At 32.2% G+C, this 16,366-nt stretch carries 17 protein-coding genes; 7 read left to right on the forward strand and 10 right to left on the reverse strand.

Annotated elements, in window-relative coordinates:
* Nucleotides 1-57 precede the first annotated feature (57 nt).
* Complete coding sequence (locus JG554_RS03080; RefSeq protein WP_070037567.1) at nt 58-1,656, forward strand: alpha-glucoside-specific PTS transporter subunit IIBC; 1,599 nt, start codon at nt 58-60, stop codon at nt 1,654-1,656.
* Between the two features lie 336 nt (nt 1,657-1,992).
* Here JG554_RS03080 and JG554_RS03085 read toward each other — a convergent pair whose 3' ends face one another.
* Nucleotides 1,993-2,523, reverse strand: a complete 531-nt coding sequence (locus JG554_RS03085; protein WP_046208496.1) for a hypothetical protein — start codon at nt 2,521-2,523, stop codon at nt 1,993-1,995.
* A gap of 257 nt (nt 2,524-2,780) precedes the next feature.
* Here JG554_RS03085 and JG554_RS03090 point away from each other — a divergent pair, with 257 nt between their 5' ends.
* The 3 genes from JG554_RS03090 to JG554_RS03100 all read left to right on the forward strand — a co-directional run bounded on the left by JG554_RS03090 (nt 2,781) and on the right by JG554_RS03100 (nt 4,715).
* Nucleotides 2,781-3,695, forward strand: a complete 915-nt coding sequence (locus tag JG554_RS03090) for a bile acid:sodium symporter family protein (protein WP_046208495.1) — start codon at nt 2,781-2,783, stop codon at nt 3,693-3,695.
* A gap of 180 nt (nt 3,696-3,875) precedes the next feature.
* A complete protein-coding gene (locus tag JG554_RS03095) occupies nt 3,876-4,520 on the forward strand; it encodes an HAD family hydrolase (RefSeq protein WP_070037569.1) in 645 nt (214 codons plus the stop codon).
* 3 nt (nt 4,521-4,523) lie between these two features.
* Nucleotides 4,524-4,715, forward strand: a complete 192-nt coding sequence (locus JG554_RS03100) for a hypothetical protein (protein WP_046208493.1) — start codon at nt 4,524-4,526, stop codon at nt 4,713-4,715.
* 75 nt (nt 4,716-4,790) lie between these two features.
* Here JG554_RS03100 and JG554_RS03105 read toward each other — a convergent pair whose 3' ends face one another.
* The 3 genes from JG554_RS03105 to JG554_RS03115 all read right to left on the reverse strand — a co-directional run bounded on the left by JG554_RS03105 (nt 4,791) and on the right by JG554_RS03115 (nt 6,274).
* On the reverse strand, nt 4,791-4,976 hold the full coding sequence (locus tag JG554_RS03105) for a hypothetical protein (protein ID WP_046208492.1): 186 nt from the start codon (nt 4,974-4,976) through the stop codon (nt 4,791-4,793).
* A complete protein-coding gene (locus tag JG554_RS03110) occupies nt 4,973-5,332 on the reverse strand; it encodes an SND2/TMEM208 family protein (RefSeq protein WP_046208491.1) in 360 nt (119 codons plus the stop codon). The genes JG554_RS03105 and JG554_RS03110 overlap by 4 nt, the downstream gene beginning before the upstream one ends.
* 111 nt (nt 5,333-5,443) lie before the next feature.
* The gene (locus JG554_RS03115; RefSeq protein ID WP_070037571.1) at nt 5,444-6,274 is read right to left on the reverse strand and encodes a formate/nitrite transporter family protein; all 831 of its coding nucleotides are present in this window, start codon (nt 6,272-6,274) and stop codon (nt 5,444-5,446) included.
* Nucleotides 6,275-6,583: 309 nt separating this feature from the next.
* Here JG554_RS03115 and JG554_RS03120 point away from each other — a divergent pair, with 309 nt between their 5' ends.
* Together JG554_RS03120 and JG554_RS03125 are read left to right on the forward strand one after the other, a co-directional pair.
* A complete protein-coding gene (locus JG554_RS03120) occupies nt 6,584-7,972 on the forward strand; it encodes an amino acid permease (protein WP_046208490.1) in 1,389 nt (462 codons plus the stop codon).
* A 214-nt stretch (nt 7,973-8,186) separates the two neighbouring features.
* Nucleotides 8,187-9,626 (forward strand): alkaline phosphatase, encoded by a 1,440-nt coding sequence (locus tag JG554_RS03125; protein ID WP_046208489.1) that lies wholly within the window; start codon nt 8,187-8,189, stop codon nt 9,624-9,626.
* A 128-nt stretch (nt 9,627-9,754) separates the two neighbouring features.
* Here JG554_RS03125 and JG554_RS03130 read toward each other — a convergent pair whose 3' ends face one another.
* The 5 genes from JG554_RS03130 to JG554_RS03150 all read right to left on the reverse strand — a co-directional run bounded on the left by JG554_RS03130 (nt 9,755) and on the right by JG554_RS03150 (nt 14,487).
* Nucleotides 9,755-10,630, reverse strand: a complete 876-nt coding sequence (locus JG554_RS03130) for a MurR/RpiR family transcriptional regulator (protein ID WP_046208488.1) — start codon at nt 10,628-10,630, stop codon at nt 9,755-9,757.
* A gap of 3 nt (nt 10,631-10,633) precedes the next feature.
* Nucleotides 10,634-12,073, reverse strand: coding sequence for a PTS transporter subunit EIIC (locus tag JG554_RS03135; protein ID WP_064209356.1), 1,440 nt, complete (start codon nt 12,071-12,073; stop codon nt 10,634-10,636).
* A 43-nt stretch (nt 12,074-12,116) separates the two neighbouring features.
* Complete coding sequence (murQ, locus tag JG554_RS03140; protein WP_070037574.1) at nt 12,117-13,004, reverse strand: N-acetylmuramic acid 6-phosphate etherase; 888 nt, start codon at nt 13,002-13,004, stop codon at nt 12,117-12,119.
* Nucleotides 13,005-13,010: 6 nt separating this feature from the next.
* The gene (locus JG554_RS03145; RefSeq protein ID WP_064209357.1) at nt 13,011-14,060 is read right to left on the reverse strand and encodes a MupG family TIM beta-alpha barrel fold protein; all 1,050 of its coding nucleotides are present in this window, start codon (nt 14,058-14,060) and stop codon (nt 13,011-13,013) included.
* Between the two features lie 97 nt (nt 14,061-14,157).
* Nucleotides 14,158-14,487, reverse strand: a complete 330-nt coding sequence (locus JG554_RS03150; protein WP_046208484.1) for a hypothetical protein — start codon at nt 14,485-14,487, stop codon at nt 14,158-14,160.
* A 116-nt stretch (nt 14,488-14,603) separates the two neighbouring features.
* Here JG554_RS03150 and JG554_RS03155 point away from each other — a divergent pair, with 116 nt between their 5' ends.
* Complete coding sequence (locus JG554_RS03155; RefSeq protein WP_070037577.1) at nt 14,604-15,335, forward strand: CPBP family intramembrane glutamic endopeptidase; 732 nt, start codon at nt 14,604-14,606, stop codon at nt 15,333-15,335.
* A gap of 32 nt (nt 15,336-15,367) precedes the next feature.
* On the opposite strand, the gene JG554_RS03160 is transcribed toward JG554_RS03155, so the two are convergent.
* Complete coding sequence (locus tag JG554_RS03160) at nt 15,368-16,060, reverse strand: helix-turn-helix transcriptional regulator (protein WP_046208482.1); 693 nt, start codon at nt 16,058-16,060, stop codon at nt 15,368-15,370.
* Nucleotides 16,061-16,366: the final 306 nt, after the last annotated feature.

The raw sequence follows: 16,366 nt of genomic DNA on the forward strand, positions 1-16,366 counted from the left end.
AGATATTCAATTATCATAAGTGAATTATTTTGGAAATTTAGAAAAGGGGAACTTTATATGAATGCTATAAAGCGATTTGGAAGTGCAATGATTGTACCTGTATTGATGTTTGCATTTTTTGGTATTGTACTCGGTTTAGCAACATTATTTAAAAATCCTTCAATAATGGGGAGTATTGCTGAAGAAGGTACAAATTGGTTCAAAATATGGTCAGTGATAGAGTCTGGTGGTTGGACAATATTTAATCACATGGAAGTGGTATTTGTTGTTGGCTTGCCATTATCTTTAGCTAAAAAAGCACCTGGACATGCAGCACTGTCAGCATTAATGGGATACTTAATGTTTAATACCTTTATCAATGCCATATTAACGCAATGGCCGCATACATTCGGAGCAAATTTAGAAAAGGGTGTAGAAAATGTAACGGGATTAAAAGCGATTGCTGGTATAGAAACATTAGACACGAATATCCTAGGCGGTATTATTATTTCAAGCATTGTCACATGGATACATAATAGATATTATAGTAAAAAATTACCTGAAATGCTTGGTGTATTTCAAGGTTTGACATTTGTAGTAACGATTTCATTTTTTGTCATGTTGCCAATTGCTTTAATTACTTGCATCATATGGCCAACGGTACAAAATGGTATTTCTTCACTGCAAGGATTTATTATTGGCTCGGGTTATATAGGTGTGTGGTTGTATCATTTTTTAGAAAGAGTATTGATACCAACTGGATTACATCACTTTATATATGCACCAATAGAAGTAGGTCCTGTTGTTGTGAATCATGGATTGAAAGCAGAATGGTTCGAACATGTAAATGAATTTGCTAAAAGTAAAGAACCATTAAAAGAATTATTCCCATATGGCTTTATGTTACAAGGTAACGGAAAAGTCTTTGGTTCAATTGGTATTGCTTTAGCAATGTATGCAACGACGCCAAAAGAAAATAGAAAGAAAATTGCAGCATTACTAATTCCAGCAACATTGACAGCGATTGTTGTAGGCATCACTGAACCATTAGAGTTTACATTTTTATTTATTGCACCTTATTTATTCGTTTTACATGCAATTTTAGCAGCAACGATGGATACGTTAATGTATGGTTTCGGATTAGTAGGTAACTTTGGTGGAGGATTATTAGATTTCTTTGCTACGAATTGGATACCTTTAGCCCAAAATCACTGGTTAACTTATATTATTCAAATTGCAATAGGTTTCGGTTTTACAGCGATTTATTTCTTCTTGTTCAAGTTTTTAATTATAAAATTTAATATTCCACTTCCTGGACGTAAAAAAGACGATAAGGATATGAAATTATATAATAAAGATGACTATAAAAATAAAGACGGTAAAGCACAAGTTGCTAAAAAAACTGAGTCAGCAAACGAGTTTGAAGCTAAAGCAATCTATTATTTAGAAGGTCTAGGTGGCAAAGAAAATATTAAAGACGTTACAAATTGTACGACACGTTTAAGATTGACAGTGAATGATGTCAATAAAGTTGAGGATAGTGATTACTTTACGCATAAACAAATGGCACATGGCTTAGTGAAAAGTGGGAAAAATGTGCAAGTCGTAGTAGGTATGTCTGTACCTCAAGTCAGAGAAGCATTTGAAAATTTAGTATTTGAAGAAAAAAATAAATAATAACGAGATTGCATATAAAACTTATGCACAAAAAAGGACTAATCCATATGATAATCATTAATGGATTAGTCCAATTTTTTATCAATAACGCATCAATTAATTTTTGCATGCTTGTTAGTAGACATGGTATACACGGCGCGAAGATGGGTCTTACATTCTATTTTGTTTATAAGTGTCCACATAAAAAAACGTCATTTCTATACAATTACAATAAGAATAGACGTTTATGATTGGATGCTAGATCCTTGTATACATGATTTATGTTGATTAAATATCGTGAAATGGTAGCTAAATCAATTTTACTGTATATGTGAGTGATGTCGTACATTAATGTTTTTAAGAAATTCTCGTTTTATGCATTAAACGTGGTTGGTAGGTAGCACTGTAAACATCAATGTTGTGTGTTGCGATAGCGTGAATTAATTTAGAGAATACTGTAGGCGAACAAGAAACGTTGATGGTATTTCGATTGAAGGTATAAACAATTGTTTCAGTGTGATTGAGTAAATTCATAATATCGATAACTTTGTCTTTAATAAATGCATCATGAAGGCCGTCAACAGCGATTTCGAAACGCTTAGATGATAATAGTAAATGATCCAAGTCTAGTAGGTCCTGTGCATGATTATTTTCTAAAATTTGATAGATTAAATAATTGTGGAAGCTAAGAAAACTAATCAAATATGGTAGTTGTTGCTTAGGTAAATTCACTTCTAAAGCATATAAATGATTTTTTTTGAAAATAGTAAATTTGAACGATTTACAAAAGTGGACTTGTTTCAAAAGTTTTAACAAATTTTTGCGGATATGACGTTTATTTAAACCACTGATGTTTAAAACAAACGTTTCAGTTTTATCTAAAAACATATTATACCTCCATATCTATATAAAGTGACATACGTATATTAAAATTAATATTTAGTGCCCTTAAAATTATACATGTTTTAAATTCTATTAAATTGTACCACTCTTTTTAAAAGAAGACACTAGGTCTTTAGAACGAAGTATAAAATTTTTGGAAATTCCTAGGGTTTTAAAGTCGAAATATTTAGAAAATTCTGTTGTTTAGATGTTCAAAATATGATACATTCTTCTTTATTAATACAGAGAGGGAAGTGTTTTAGATGTTATCAAAAGTAAGTAAGTTTGCAACGAATACGTTCTTAGTATGGATGCTTATTGCAGCTGTCATTGGTTTTATATTTCCAATGCAACTTTCTACTTTAAGTAATTGGGTACCTTATTTACTAGGAATTGTTATGCTAGGTATGGGATTAACCATAGACCCCAAAGATTTTAAAATCATATTTCAAGCACCTAGATCTGTAATCATTGGTGTGGTTTTGCAGTATACGATTATGCCTTTAAGTGCATTTTTAATTGTTAAACTGTTTCATTTGCCTCCAGAAATTGCAATTGGTGTGATTTTAGTTGGATGTTGTCCAGGTGGTACATCTAGTAACGTTATGAGTTACTTAGCAAATGCAAATGTTGCATTGTCAGTAGCTATCACAAGTGTTTCAACATTACTAGCACCATTTTTAACACCAGCTTTAATATATTTATTTGCGCATGAATGGTTACAAGTTTCATTTATCAGTATGTTTTGGTCAGTCGTTCAAGTGATTTTAATACCAATAATCATTGGGTTTGTACTGCAAAAACTGTTCAAGACATTTGCTGATAAGACTGCCACTGCATTACCAATCGTTTCCGTTGTAGCTATTTCATTAATACTTGCATCTGTAGTTGGTAGTAGTAAAGCACAAATTTTAGCCACAGGATTGCTTATTTTTGCGGTTGTCATTCTTCATAATTTGATTGGCTATATACTTGGTTATACATTTGCTAAAATCCTAAAATTAGACCGACCGGACAAAAAGGCAGTATCGATAGAGGTAGGTATGCAAAATTCAGGGCTAGCAGTTTCTTTAGCTACAGTACATTTTAACCCATTATCTGCAGTTCCGGGAGCCGTGTTCAGCTTAATACATAATATTACAGGTCCAATACTTGCAAAATACTGGAATAAAAGGTAAGTATCATTGATTTTGAGATAAAATTAATATGAAGTTCTAAACTAAGAGGAAAACATTAATTTTTTCGTGTTTTTCTCTTAGTTTATATTATCTCTGTCTTTGATAGGCTAGAGAAGTATAAAATATGATACACTGACAATAATTTGATTCAATTTTGTTAAATTATAGGAGGGGAAATGTATGTATCGTGCTGTGATATTTGATTTTGATGGTACAATTATAGATACAGAAAAGCACTTGTTTGAAATAATAAATAAACATTTAAATCATTATGGTTTGGAAGAAGTTAGTTTAGATTTTTATCGTCAATCTATTGGGGGATTGGCTTCAGATTTGCATCAGTATCTAGAAGACCAACTAGGACAAGAACGTAAAGAAAAAATATATCAAGAGCATAATGAAACGAGTATACATTTACCGATAGTTACACATATGAAACAACTTATGGATTATTGTAAAGTGCGCCATATACCCATGGCTATTGCGACAAGTAGTTTTAGAAACGATATTCAACCAACGTTTGATCAATTAGGATTAGATGCGTATATTGATGTTGTTGTTGGACGTGAGGATGTAGAAGAAATAAAGCCAAGTCCCGAACTATATTTAACAGCAGTTCAAAGATTAAACTATAATCCTGTTAATTGTTTAGCTATAGAAGACTCAGTCAATGGGGCAACTGCAGCGGTGAATGCTGGTTTAGATGTTATTGTAAATACGAATGAAATGACGGAAAAACAAGATTTTAGTAACATAGTATATTTAGATAAAGACATATCAGGTACAGCTATCATTGAAAAATATTTTGAAAAAAGTAGAGGCTAACGTATGAATGGTTATTTAATTTTATTTTTTTTAGGAGGCCCAATTGTTTTAGCAATAGGAAATTTAGTTTTAGGACCTATTTTTAATAAAAAAGTCCCCTTAAAAATACAATTCCGGTCATTTATGGTTGGAAGTCTTATTTACTTATTGGGAGCTTTGGCCTTATATTATCTTATTTTACAAAATCAATTTTAATATAAAACCCCTTATTTTGACATTGGAAAATGCTTCAATAAGGGGTTTTATAATATCGAAATGAAAAATGATAGTCTATTTTAAAAATTGAAGTATTAGTGTCACAATAACTAATACGAGTAATATAGAATCAATACCTACCATAATTGCAAAACGTGGATTTTTTTCTCCAGCAGCTTTAGATTTTTTTACAGCTTTTAAATTAGGGATTAAACTTACACTTAGTAAAATGATAACAACAATACCAATGAAAATACTCATGATTTATCACCACCATTTTTATGAGTATCGATATATTCCCAGATATACCCTGCAATGATACCAATAATCAATCCGGTTATGATACCGATTTTTAAAGCAGAAAACATAGCGCTGATTATGATTGCAATTAGTAGTGAAATAGGTAATGTAATACCAAATTTATATTTTCGCTCTGGTGAATTTACAATAGTAAAAATTAAGTAATATAGTATCCCAAATACAACAATCGTTAGTAAACTTTTTAGCATTAAATTTCCGGCAGAAACATCACTATCGCTAAAATAATTGATTAGGAAAAATAATATACCAAATATAATTGAAACTGTGATTGTACGTTTCAATAGATGTTTATTCATATTGAACTCCTTTATAATAAAATCTATTGAGCATTATATCATATAAAATTAGGAACTATAACTTCATGAACGTTAGACTCTAGCTCATCATTACAATAACGCAAGTTGTAGTTATTGTACTTTACTTTTTTGATATTGCTTATGGTCGTTTAAATAAGCATAGAACAAGCCTATTACTAAACCGCCTCCGATATAATTGCCGATACCTGCCCCCAGCAAATTGATTAAAGCAGGCATGGCTGAAAGTACATCACTTTGGTAAACGACTCCACCTGCGAATAATACGGTATTATAAACAACGTGTTCGTAACCCATAAATGCGAAAATGGATACACCAAACATCATGACAAACATTTTTGCCAAAACATCATCAATTTGCATAGCTATGACAAGCGATATATTTATAAAGAAATTAGCAAAAATACCTTTTATAAGAATGGCAACAAAACCTGCCGATAGTGTTTTATGATCAATTGTAGCTTCTAATTGTTGCATCATCTCAGGTGTCATAATGTCTGAGGAACGAATCAATAAGAAGAACACCAATCCACCTAAGGCATTACCAATAAAACAGAGTACAAATATTTTAAAAACGCGGATTGGCGAAATGACGCGATAATACAGTCCAACTGTAAAATACATAAAGTTACTCGTTAATAATTCGGAATTTGTAAAAAGTATTAACACTAAAGCAAAACTAAATGCAACCGCACCGACTATATTTGCAACGCCCATTGGAATATCAGAGGCTAATGAAGCTTTAATGAGCAATACAAAAACTGTAATCACACCTAAAATAAAACCAGCCATTATGGCACGTAATAGATAACGTTTTAAATAAAAACTTTGTAAAATATCTTTGGCACGAATTGTCTCTACGACATGATGAACCCACGCTTTACCATAAAAAACTTTATCCCATTTAATATTTTTTTCGTTCAAAACTTTATCCTCACTTTCTATTAATTAAAAATAGTATACTATGTTACAGTATTTTTGTGAAATAATTCACAAAATAATCACAATTAAATAGTGACACTCAATTAACTAAATATAGTATTTAATTGCTCTCTATCATATTGAAATGAAAATTTACATTGCGTTTTCTCTAAAAGTAATCTAAAATAAAAACATATGTAAGGGCTTACATAAATGAAAAATAATTGTTTTAATTTTTAGAATTTATAGTATAATAGCGTCATAATAAGTGAATTATTTTCACTTATATTTGAATGAGATGGGGTTTGAATGATGAATGAGAATAACGAATTACAAAGGGGACTAGGTGCACGTCAAATGCGGATGATAGCACTTGGTGGAACGATTGGTGTCGGACTCTTTATGGGGGCGACAAGTACGATTAAATGGACAGGGCCTTCAGTAATATTTGCCTATTTAATAGCTGGGCTGTTTTTATTTTTAGTGATGAGAGCTATGGGGGAAATGGTATATTTACACCCGACTTCAGGTTCTTTTGCAAACTTTGCAAGTGATTACATAAATCCAGTTGCTGGTTATCTGACAGCATGGAGTAATATTTTCCAATGGGTTGTTGTAGGTATGAGTGAGGTTATCGCCGTTGGAGAATATATGAATTATTGGTTTCCTGATTTACCACAATGGATACCAGGTATTATAGTTGTATTATTGTTGGCTGGTGCTAACTTAGTATCAGTTAAAGCTTTTGGTGAATTTGAATTTTGGTTTGCAATGATAAAAGTAGTAACTATTATCTTGATGATTATTGCAGGGTTCGGTTTGATTTTCTTTGGACTTGGTAATGGTGGAGAGGCTATAGGTCTTTCTAATTTATGGTCACATGGTGGCTTTATGCCTAATGGTTGGATTGGTTTCTTCTTCGCACTTTCTATTGTAATTGGTTCTTATCAAGGTGTTGAATTAATCGGTATTACTGCTGGTGAAACGAAAGATCCACAAAAAAATATTAAAAGTGCGGTTAATGGTGTTATATGGCGTATATTAATTTTCTATATCGGAGCCATTTTCGTTATTGTAACTGTTTATCCTTGGGATGAATTAGGAAACATTGGCAGTCCATTTGTTGCAACATTTGCAAAAGTGGGTATTACATTTGCTGCTGGACTCATTAACTTTGTAGTTTTGACTGCAGCGATGTCAGGATGTAATTCTGGTATATTTAGCGCTAGTCGAATGACGTTGAATTTATCTCAAAAGGGCATGTTACCTAAATTTTTCCGTAAAGTTATGAAAAATGGTGTTCCTATTTGGACGGTTACTGCAATAGCAATTGGTATTTTAGTTGGCGCGTTATTAAATGTTATTTTGCCTTTATTTATTAAAGGGGCAGATAGTATTTTTGTTTACGTATACAGTGCCTCGATTTTACCAGGTATGGTACCGTGGTTTATGATATTAATTAGTCATTTAAGATTCAGAAAAAATCACAGCGAAGAACTCAAAAATCATCCTTTTAAAATGCCAGGCGGCGCAATAACAAATTATATTACAATGGCGTTCTTTATCATGGTGTTAATCGGCATGCTATTTAATAAAGAAACAGTTGTTTCAGTTGTTATTGGTATCGTGTTCTTAGGTTTTATGACATTGTTCTATTATCTAAAAGGCTATCATAAATTAAGTGATGATCAGCAACTTTAAAAAATATAATAACACATCAATTTGTAAGCAATATTAAGTAGTCATAAATGATACATTTTTTGTATCATTTATGACTTTTTTTGTATATCCGTCATTACGTTGGTACACTTACATAAATGCTTTTACAAAAATTTAACAATATAAAAATACTCACTCAAAACTCGTGCTTTAGAATAAAGTTGAGGTCATAATACATATCTAAAGGAGTTATTATATGAAAATACTTAATAAACTAGCTACTGCTACGATTGCAGGGACAATCATTGCCGGTTCATCATTAGGGAGTGTACAAGGGACTTATGCTGCAGGGAAAAAAGATGAGTCTAAAGATTCAAATCAGAATGCTGATGTAGCTTATATGGGTAATACAAAAAATCCTAAAAACGTTATCTTTTTAGTCGGTGACGGTATGGGACCTTCGTATAATTCTGCTTATCGTTATTTTGCAGATAATCCAGATACTAAAGAAATGGATCAGACCGCTTTTGATAAATATCTAATAGGGAGTCAACGTACAAACCCTAATGATCCAAAAGAAAATGTTACTGATTCAGCAGCTGGTGCAACCGCATTTAGTTCAGGACAAAAAACGTATAATGGAGCTATAGGCGTCGATGCTAATAAAAATAATGTTAAAACAGTATTAGAACAAGCTAAAGAAAATGGTAAATCAACTGGTCTCGTATCTACGGCTGAAATTACAGATGCCACGCCTGCTGCATACGCATCACACGTTGATGATCGTGATAAAAAGGATGAAATTGCTAAACAATTTTACAATGATAAAATTAATGGCAAGCATAAAGTCGATGTACTACTAGGTGGTGGTGCTGAGTATTTTGGCAAAGACAATGGCAATTTAAAAAACAAATTTAAAAAAGATGGTTACGATGTGGTTACAAATAAAAATGAACTACAAAATTCCAAAAGTAAACAAGTATTAGGATTATTTGCAGATAATGATATGCCATTACAGATAGACGCACCAGACAAAAATCCAAAATTAGTGGATATGACTGATAGTGCCGTAAATAAATTAAAACAAAACGACAAAGGATTCTTTTTAATGGTTGAGGGCGCTTCTATAGATAAATCAGGGCATCCAAATGATGTAACTGGGGTAATGTCAGAAATGTCTGGATTTGAAAAATCATTTGAATATGCTATGAATTATGCAAAAGAAAATCCAGATACACTTGTGGTAGCTACTGCAGATCATTCTACAGGTGGTATGTCTATTGCGAAAGGTAAAGATTACGTTTGGAACCCAGATGCCATTCACCAAATGAAACATTCAGGTAAATATATGACTGAAGAAATTAGCAAAGGCAAAAATGTGGAGAAAGTCATTAAAGATGGTTACGGTTTTGAAGTCTCAGAAGATCAAATGAATAAAATAAAAGATGAAGCTAAAAAACTTAAAGATCTTAAAAAAGATGAAAAAGCATATGAAAGTCAATTACAAAAGGTTCAAGATGCTGTACAAAAACCAATTAATGACAAATCAAATACTGGTTGGACTACTAATGGTCATACAGGAGAAGATGTAAATACTTATGCATATGGCCCTGGTAGTGATAAATTTAAAGGAAATATTGATAATACTGATAATGCCAAAAATATTTTCGACTTTTTTCAAAATGATGTAAAGTAAACAACTAACAAATAAATAGTGTTAGCGATAGATTAAAAACGAGAACGACATAGAAATCCTTTATCAAAATGCGATTTCTATGTCGTTCTCGTTTATGATGTTATTTAAAAAGTGATGGCAGCAATGATTTAGTGTTTAAACTGGATTTTAGACAAATGTTTACGATAATTATCAAGTGCCATTTTAGACTGTGTGATTGAGTCTAACGAACGTTGATAATTTAAAGCAATAAATCGATAATAAAGAATATCTACCGTAAAAAGTTGTGCAAACAATGATGTTGTTGCGGCCATGCGTAGTTCATTCTCATCAGTTTGACCATAAATTAAAGTATAATCAGAAATTTTAGCTACAGGATTATTGTTCGAGCTTGAAATCGTGATGATAGGTATATTATAGTCAGTTGCAACTTTTGCCATAGATTGCATTTCACTATGACTACCTTGGTTGGTTACAAAAATAATACAATCTTGTTCATCATGAGTAGCCATGGTAGTCATTAATAAATGCGTTTCTTGTATTAAGCGCACATTTAAACCAATCCGAGATAATTTTTGATATAAATCTGTAACAATAACGAGTGATGCCCCATAACCAAATAAAAATATGGTACGCGCATGTTTTAATGTGTCACAGATGTCATCGATGTGATGTTGTTCAATTTGTGAAGCAACACAACTCATTGTATCTGTTGCTCGGGCTAACATTTTAGACTTGATAATATCGACGGATTCATTATCAATTAATTCCATATGATTATTGTTGATTGCATCTTCAGGCAAATAACGTGAAATTGTAATTTTAAGTTCTTGAAACCCTTTTTCTGTTATTTTCTTGCTAAAACGTACAATGGATGCTGTACTTGTATTAATTTCATTTGAAAGGTCTTGGACAGACATATTAATGATACGATGAGGTTCGTTTAAAATAAAATCAGCAATTTTTTTTTCACTTTTTGTAAAAGTTTCATATATATTATCAATTTTATAAAGTACGTTGGTCATAGTTTAACCACCTAAGTTATCAGATTCTCTCATTGATTTTGTTGTACCTAAAAAGAAGGTGAAGAGGAAACCACCGATGTAAGCAGCGATTAATCCTGCAATGTATCCTAAGTACATATGATCTGAAATCAAAGGTAACAATGAAATACCACTCGGTCCAATAGCGGTAGCACCGATGTGTCCAATACCACCAACCACTGCACCGCCAATACCGCCACCAATACATGCGGTAAAGAATGGTCTACCAAGAGGTAACGTGACCCCATAAATCAAGGGCTCGCCAATACCAAGGAAACCGACAGGCAGTGCACCTTTAATTGCATTTCTCAAAGTAGTATTTTTCTTACATCTTACCCAAAGCGCTAATGCGGCACCAACTTGTCCTGCACCTGCCATAGCAGCAATTGGTAGTAAGTAAGTAGCACCAGATTGATTGATCATCTCAATATGAATAGGCGTAAATATATGATGTAATCCTAACATAACTAATGGTAGGAAGAAAGCACCAATAATAAAGCCACTAAAGACGCCACCAATATTAATAACACCATTCACTACGGATACTAAACCGTCAGAAACAAAACCAGCTAAAGGCATAATGATAAAGATTGTTGATAATCCGATAACAAACAAAGTAATCGTGGGTGTTACGATAATATCAATGGCATTTGGTACAATTTTATGTAATCTCTTTTCTACGAGACTCAATAACCAAACAGCAAAGATAACACCGATAATACCACCTTGTCCTGCTTGTAAAGGTTCGCCTGTAAAAATATTAGTGATCATATTTTCTTCTGTTAAACCTGTTAGTAATGTCGTTCCTCCAATAACACCACCTAAACCTGGTGTCGCACCAAATTCTTTAGCAGCATTGATACCAGTGAAAATGGCTAAATATGCTAACATACCATCTTTAATTACGTTAAAAACAGTAACAAGTTGCGTAATCCATGAGCCAGATATGACCTCTGCAGCTAGTAAGTTGCTTAAAACTGCAGCAATACCACCGATTAAACCTGCACCAATAAATGCTGGAATCAATGGGATGAATATATTAGCGATTGTTTTTAATAATTTATTGAATTTGCCACGTTTTTGTTTACTTTGAAAAGCGGCTTTGTTTTCTTTGGCTCTTGCTTCAGTTTCTGCTTTATAATCTTTAGTTTGGTGAGGGATGGTTTCACCTAAACGCACACCACTCATTTCAGATATATGAGCAGCTACCTTATTAACTGTGCCAGGTCCAACGACTACTTGTACACGGTCGTCTTTGACAACGCCCATTACACCTTCTGTCGATTTTAATTTATCATAGTTAACTTTATTTTCATCGTGCACCTTAATTCTTACACGCGTCATGCAATTTATAACATTTTCCATGTTCTCTAAACCGCCAACTGCATTTACAATACTTTCTGCAAGTTTTTGTTCTTTAGACATCATAAAACCCTCCTATATACATAAATTATTTTAAGTATTTGGTTTAATTTTTGATTGCTTGCTTAACGATGTGATTATTTTTTTCTAAACGCTGTTGTGCATCTGCTTTTGATGTATCACACATATGCATAACGATAGCAACTTTAAGGTTATGATCTGCAGCATGATATAGTTTTTCAGATTGTTGATAAGAAATGTCGCAGATATCTTGTATAATGCGTATGGAACGGTCAATTAATTTTTGATTTGTAGCTTTTACATCAACCATGAGGTTATCATAAACTTTACCGGCGCCAACCATTGTGATTGTTGAAATCATATTAAGCATTAATTTCTGAGCTGTTCCAGATTTTAATCTTGTAGAACCTGTTAAGACTTCAGGACCCACATTAACTTCAATTGCATTTTTAGCTATGCTACTTATTTTAGTGTTTGAATTGCATGAAATTGAAACAGTATGTGCACCAATGTGATTCGCATACTTTAATCCGCCGATAACATAAGGTGTATTACCACTAGCAGCAATACCGATTAAAACGTCTTTTTCATTAAGGTGAATATGATGTAAATCTTCTTCAGCCAAGGAGGAACTATCTTCAGCACCTTCAACAGCAACAGTCATGGCTCTTTGTCCTCCTGCAATTAATCCAATGACTTCATCTGGAGACGTATTGAATGTGGGCACACATTCAGCAGCATCAAGCACCCCCAACCTTCCACTTGTTCCAGCACCGATATAAATAATTCGACCACCAGCTCTAAATTGTTTTGTAGTGATTTCTATGACTTTAGTCAAGTCTGGTATGACTTTTCTAATTTGTTGTGGGACTTTTTGATCTTCATCATTCATTGTTTTAAGAATTTCTGTTATAGACATCTCATCTAAATGCATTGTCGCTTTATTTCTAGATTCAGTAGTTAAATCACTCATAAATTTCTACTCCCTTGTTTTTATAATAAATTTAAATGTATCATTGGGCTTCATACAACGAATCAATCTGCGCTCAGCTTCACAAATTTCACCTATAACATTAACGTGAGGATGCGCTGGTAAGTCAGTTTTCAAAAGTTGTAATTCTCCTTGATAACGTCCGTTCAGTTTATTATCGATGGTAACTGTACCAGTGTTTCGAACTGTTGTATTATAAGCATTAATTTCACTTGTACAATAGTGTCTAGCTTCTTGTGAGCGAATTACATCTTGCGGGTTGTCTGGTCGTACAGTGTGAGGTTGCTGTAATATCTTAGTTGCTTGAATATCTAATAAATCAATTGTGAGTGTGAAAGTTCTATGGCATAATACATTCATTAATTGTTCGTCTAGTGGTGCGCTAATTTTAGTATCACCAATCAAAATTTGTGTTGTCAGATGATCTAATAATAGCTGTGCACTTTCAATAGGGTGTTGTGCTCTCGTTGATTCTATGGTTGGTAAACCTTTAAAAAGGGGGCCACGTTTTGTAGTGCCTGGAATAAAACCGAAGATCGTTGCGTTTGGATTATACTTTAAAATTAGTGAGTTTTGAATATGAACAAATTCAGTTGTTAGACCTGTATCTGGCCGTGGATAATAGTTATGGCAATAGCATAAGTGTGTAAAATCATCTAGTTTTTCATAAAGCTGTTGAAGTAGTGATTCAGAAAGTATGCTGGCATTTAAGCAACAGTGAAAACCATGTTGGATAATGTCATTAATAATTTCTATAGAAGTACTGTGATCAATACGAATCATAAATTGCGCATGATGATATGATTGCAAGAATTCATAAAAAGATTGATCCAGCAATGAAGGATTGATATCAATCATATACGTAAGTTGTTCGTCTGATAAATAATTTAAAAGTTCTCCCAAATAGCGATATTTAGATGTTTCGTCTTCCTCTGGAATTTGTACAGATGTGAAAATGGTCGTATATCCCAAAGCAATCATTCGTCTAATATATGATTTATCAATGGGTTGTCCTAAATAAATAGAAAAGCCATGCATTGTTATCACTCCTATATTGCTGTAATCGATTTCATTTTACAACACATGAAAAAGTATTACAATTTTAATTTTAAAAAAATGTCATTTTGAAATATTATTACAAAAACGCTTGTAATAACTTTTGTGTTTCCAATAATTGATTTTGTAAGGTATCGAGGTACTTAATTGTATTTCCAATAGTGAGTTCTTCAATGGGGTTGGTGTCATGGGTTAAAAGGAATTGGTAATAATTATAATGGGGCAAAGAAAATCGTTGTAAGCTGATGTCTGAAAACACGATAAGTTCGTCTTTAATAAACTGTTGGATATCTTGTTTGTACTGTGCTTTCTTTTTATTTTGAGTAACGATAGCAAACTTATAAGTTTCAATTAAGTTTAATAGTTGGTTAATGCGTTGAGCGAGTTGATGAAATTCTAAATTATACATAAAATGCATCCTTTCTTAAAAAAATTTAAAATGATGAATATGATTTTCTGATTTTGTTAAGCATGGTAGGATATACACTATAAAATTAAAAATGAACTTAAAGGGGCTATTAAAAAATGGAAAAAACAAAATATCGTTTTAAAGATATTGTATGGAAAGACTTTTTCCTTATTGCGATTTTAATTGTAAGTATGATTGTTTTTACAGTGATTGGTATTTTATTTAGTTTTGTTTTTGTAGATCATTTAACAGAAAAAATAGTGATCAAAATAAGTGTGGTTGTACAACTGCTATCATACGTAGTTACTGTGTTTAGCTTTTATTTTTTACATACCAAGGATTTTAAAATAAATTTGAAGAGAAATATAGCATTTATAAAGCAGCATTATTTATTTCTTATCATCGTGACGATTGTTATGATGGTTTGTAGTGGAATTTATAACATGGTGATGCAAATGTTACCCAATGGTATTGGGTTTAATGAAACTCAAAATGAATTAGAACTAATGAATTTATTTGATCAGCCGTCATTTTTACCGTTTACATTTTTGTTAATTGTAATTGGTGCACCATTAGTGGAGGAAATATTTTTTAGACATTTACTGATAGGTGAATTAGGGAAGAAATTTAATGCTATTGTTATGGGGGTTATTTCAGCCATTCTATTTTCACTAATGCATGTGATTGGAGCGGAATCTCCATTAGAAATAGGAAGTTATTTAATTTTAGCGATTGCTATGGTCTATGCATACATCAAATCAGGTTTTAAACTCATTGCAAGTGTAAGTATTCATATGCTCAATAATTTAATCTCATTTGTTTTTACGCTAATTACGTTATATACATAATGGACAAGGTTGAAAAAATCCCACTGAGTTTTTTAGGACTCAGTGGGATTTAAAAATTGTTGATAGTTATTGATAGTAATATCTTGTGTTTTTATTTTTTTCTCAAATGAATATGAAATATCATGGATATCAACAATAGGTATTTCATTAGTTTTACCGAGACCAATTTCAAAAATAACTGCTTTCCATAATCCGTCTGTACATAATAAGCCTATAAAAATTACATTTTCAGTCATAATCTCATTATTTTTATTATACTCCATAGCCATCACATTTCTTTCGGTACAATAGATTAAGACTTCTGAAAAAATGGGCGGCAAGTCAACATGTGTTTGTTGATTGAATTTAATATATCGGTCTAGCTTTTTAAGCGCCCGTCTCATTTTCGTATAAGGTAAATTTAAACATTTTTTAATAATTGCGTTTATCTCTTCTTTATATGGAAGTGTAGTATATGATTGACTTTCATTCAATACTAAGAATAAAGCGGTGAGTTGCTTATCAGTTAATTCGAGCTCATAACTATTTGGCGTCTCTTGGAGTTGATAACCACCTAATTTCCCATGTTTTGCTAGAATTTTTACTCCCTGATCTTCTAAATCTTGAATATCTCTTAAAATTGTACGTTTCGATACATTTAAGTCTGTCGCGAGTTCTGAAGCGGTAATTTGCTTATTTTGTTGTATGGCTTGTACCAATTTATTTTGCCTTTCGCGTTTATTCATTAGAAAGTCACCTCCCAAATGATTACATATTACATTCATTATAGCATAAAAGTGACAATGACGACATTTATAAAGTTTTAAAAAAAGTTATAGAAAACGCTTACATTTTTTAGTTGTTTATGTTAGTATAATAATTAGTAACAAGGGGGTAGCGAAAAGATGACAAAGGGGTAGGCTATTACATATAGTTTTGTTAACATCTTTTTCGTACGAGTTACTAAGCAAACATCTTCAATATTTATTACTTACTTTCCTTTCTATAAGAGGCTGGGGCAATTAAATTGTCTCAGCCTCTTATCATTTTAT

Origin of the sequence: Staphylococcus sp. 11-B-312, assembly GCF_016743055.1 — a bacterium.
Taxonomy (GTDB): Bacteria; Bacillota; Bacilli; order Staphylococcales; family Staphylococcaceae; genus Staphylococcus; species Staphylococcus ureilyticus.

Coding starts and splice junctions, on each gene's coding strand:
- JG554_RS03080 (WP_070037567.1), top strand. CDS start 58: ATGAATGCTATAAAGCGATTTGGAAGTGCAATGATTGTACCTGTATTG.
- JG554_RS03085 (WP_046208496.1), bottom strand. CDS start 2,523: ATGTTTTTAGATAAAACTGAAACGTTTGTTTTAAACATCAGTGGTTTA.
- JG554_RS03090 (WP_046208495.1), top strand. CDS start 2,781: ATGTTATCAAAAGTAAGTAAGTTTGCAACGAATACGTTCTTAGTATGG.
- JG554_RS03095 (WP_070037569.1), top strand. CDS start 3,876: ATGTATCGTGCTGTGATATTTGATTTTGATGGTACAATTATAGATACA.
- JG554_RS03100 (WP_046208493.1), top strand. CDS start 4,524: ATGAATGGTTATTTAATTTTATTTTTTTTAGGAGGCCCAATTGTTTTA.
- JG554_RS03105 (WP_046208492.1), bottom strand. CDS start 4,976: ATGAGTATTTTCATTGGTATTGTTGTTATCATTTTACTAAGTGTAAGT.
- JG554_RS03110 (WP_046208491.1), bottom strand. CDS start 5,332: ATGAATAAACATCTATTGAAACGTACAATCACAGTTTCAATTATATTT.
- JG554_RS03120 (WP_046208490.1), top strand. CDS start 6,584: ATGAATGAGAATAACGAATTACAAAGGGGACTAGGTGCACGTCAAATG.
- JG554_RS03125 (WP_046208489.1), top strand. CDS start 8,187: ATGAAAATACTTAATAAACTAGCTACTGCTACGATTGCAGGGACAATC.
- JG554_RS03130 (WP_046208488.1), bottom strand. CDS start 10,630: ATGACCAACGTACTTTATAAAATTGATAATATATATGAAACTTTTACA.
- JG554_RS03135 (WP_064209356.1), bottom strand. CDS start 12,073: ATGTCTAAAGAACAAAAACTTGCAGAAAGTATTGTAAATGCAGTTGGC.
- murQ (WP_070037574.1), bottom strand. CDS start 13,004: ATGAGTGATTTAACTACTGAATCTAGAAATAAAGCGACAATGCATTTA.
- JG554_RS03145 (WP_064209357.1), bottom strand. CDS start 14,060: ATGCATGGCTTTTCTATTTATTTAGGACAACCCATTGATAAATCATAT.
- JG554_RS03150 (WP_046208484.1), bottom strand. CDS start 14,487: ATGTATAATTTAGAATTTCATCAACTCGCTCAACGCATTAACCAACTA.
- JG554_RS03155 (WP_070037577.1), top strand. CDS start 14,604: ATGGAAAAAACAAAATATCGTTTTAAAGATATTGTATGGAAAGACTTT.
- JG554_RS03160 (WP_046208482.1), bottom strand. CDS start 16,060: ATGAATAAACGCGAAAGGCAAAATAAATTGGTACAAGCCATACAACAA.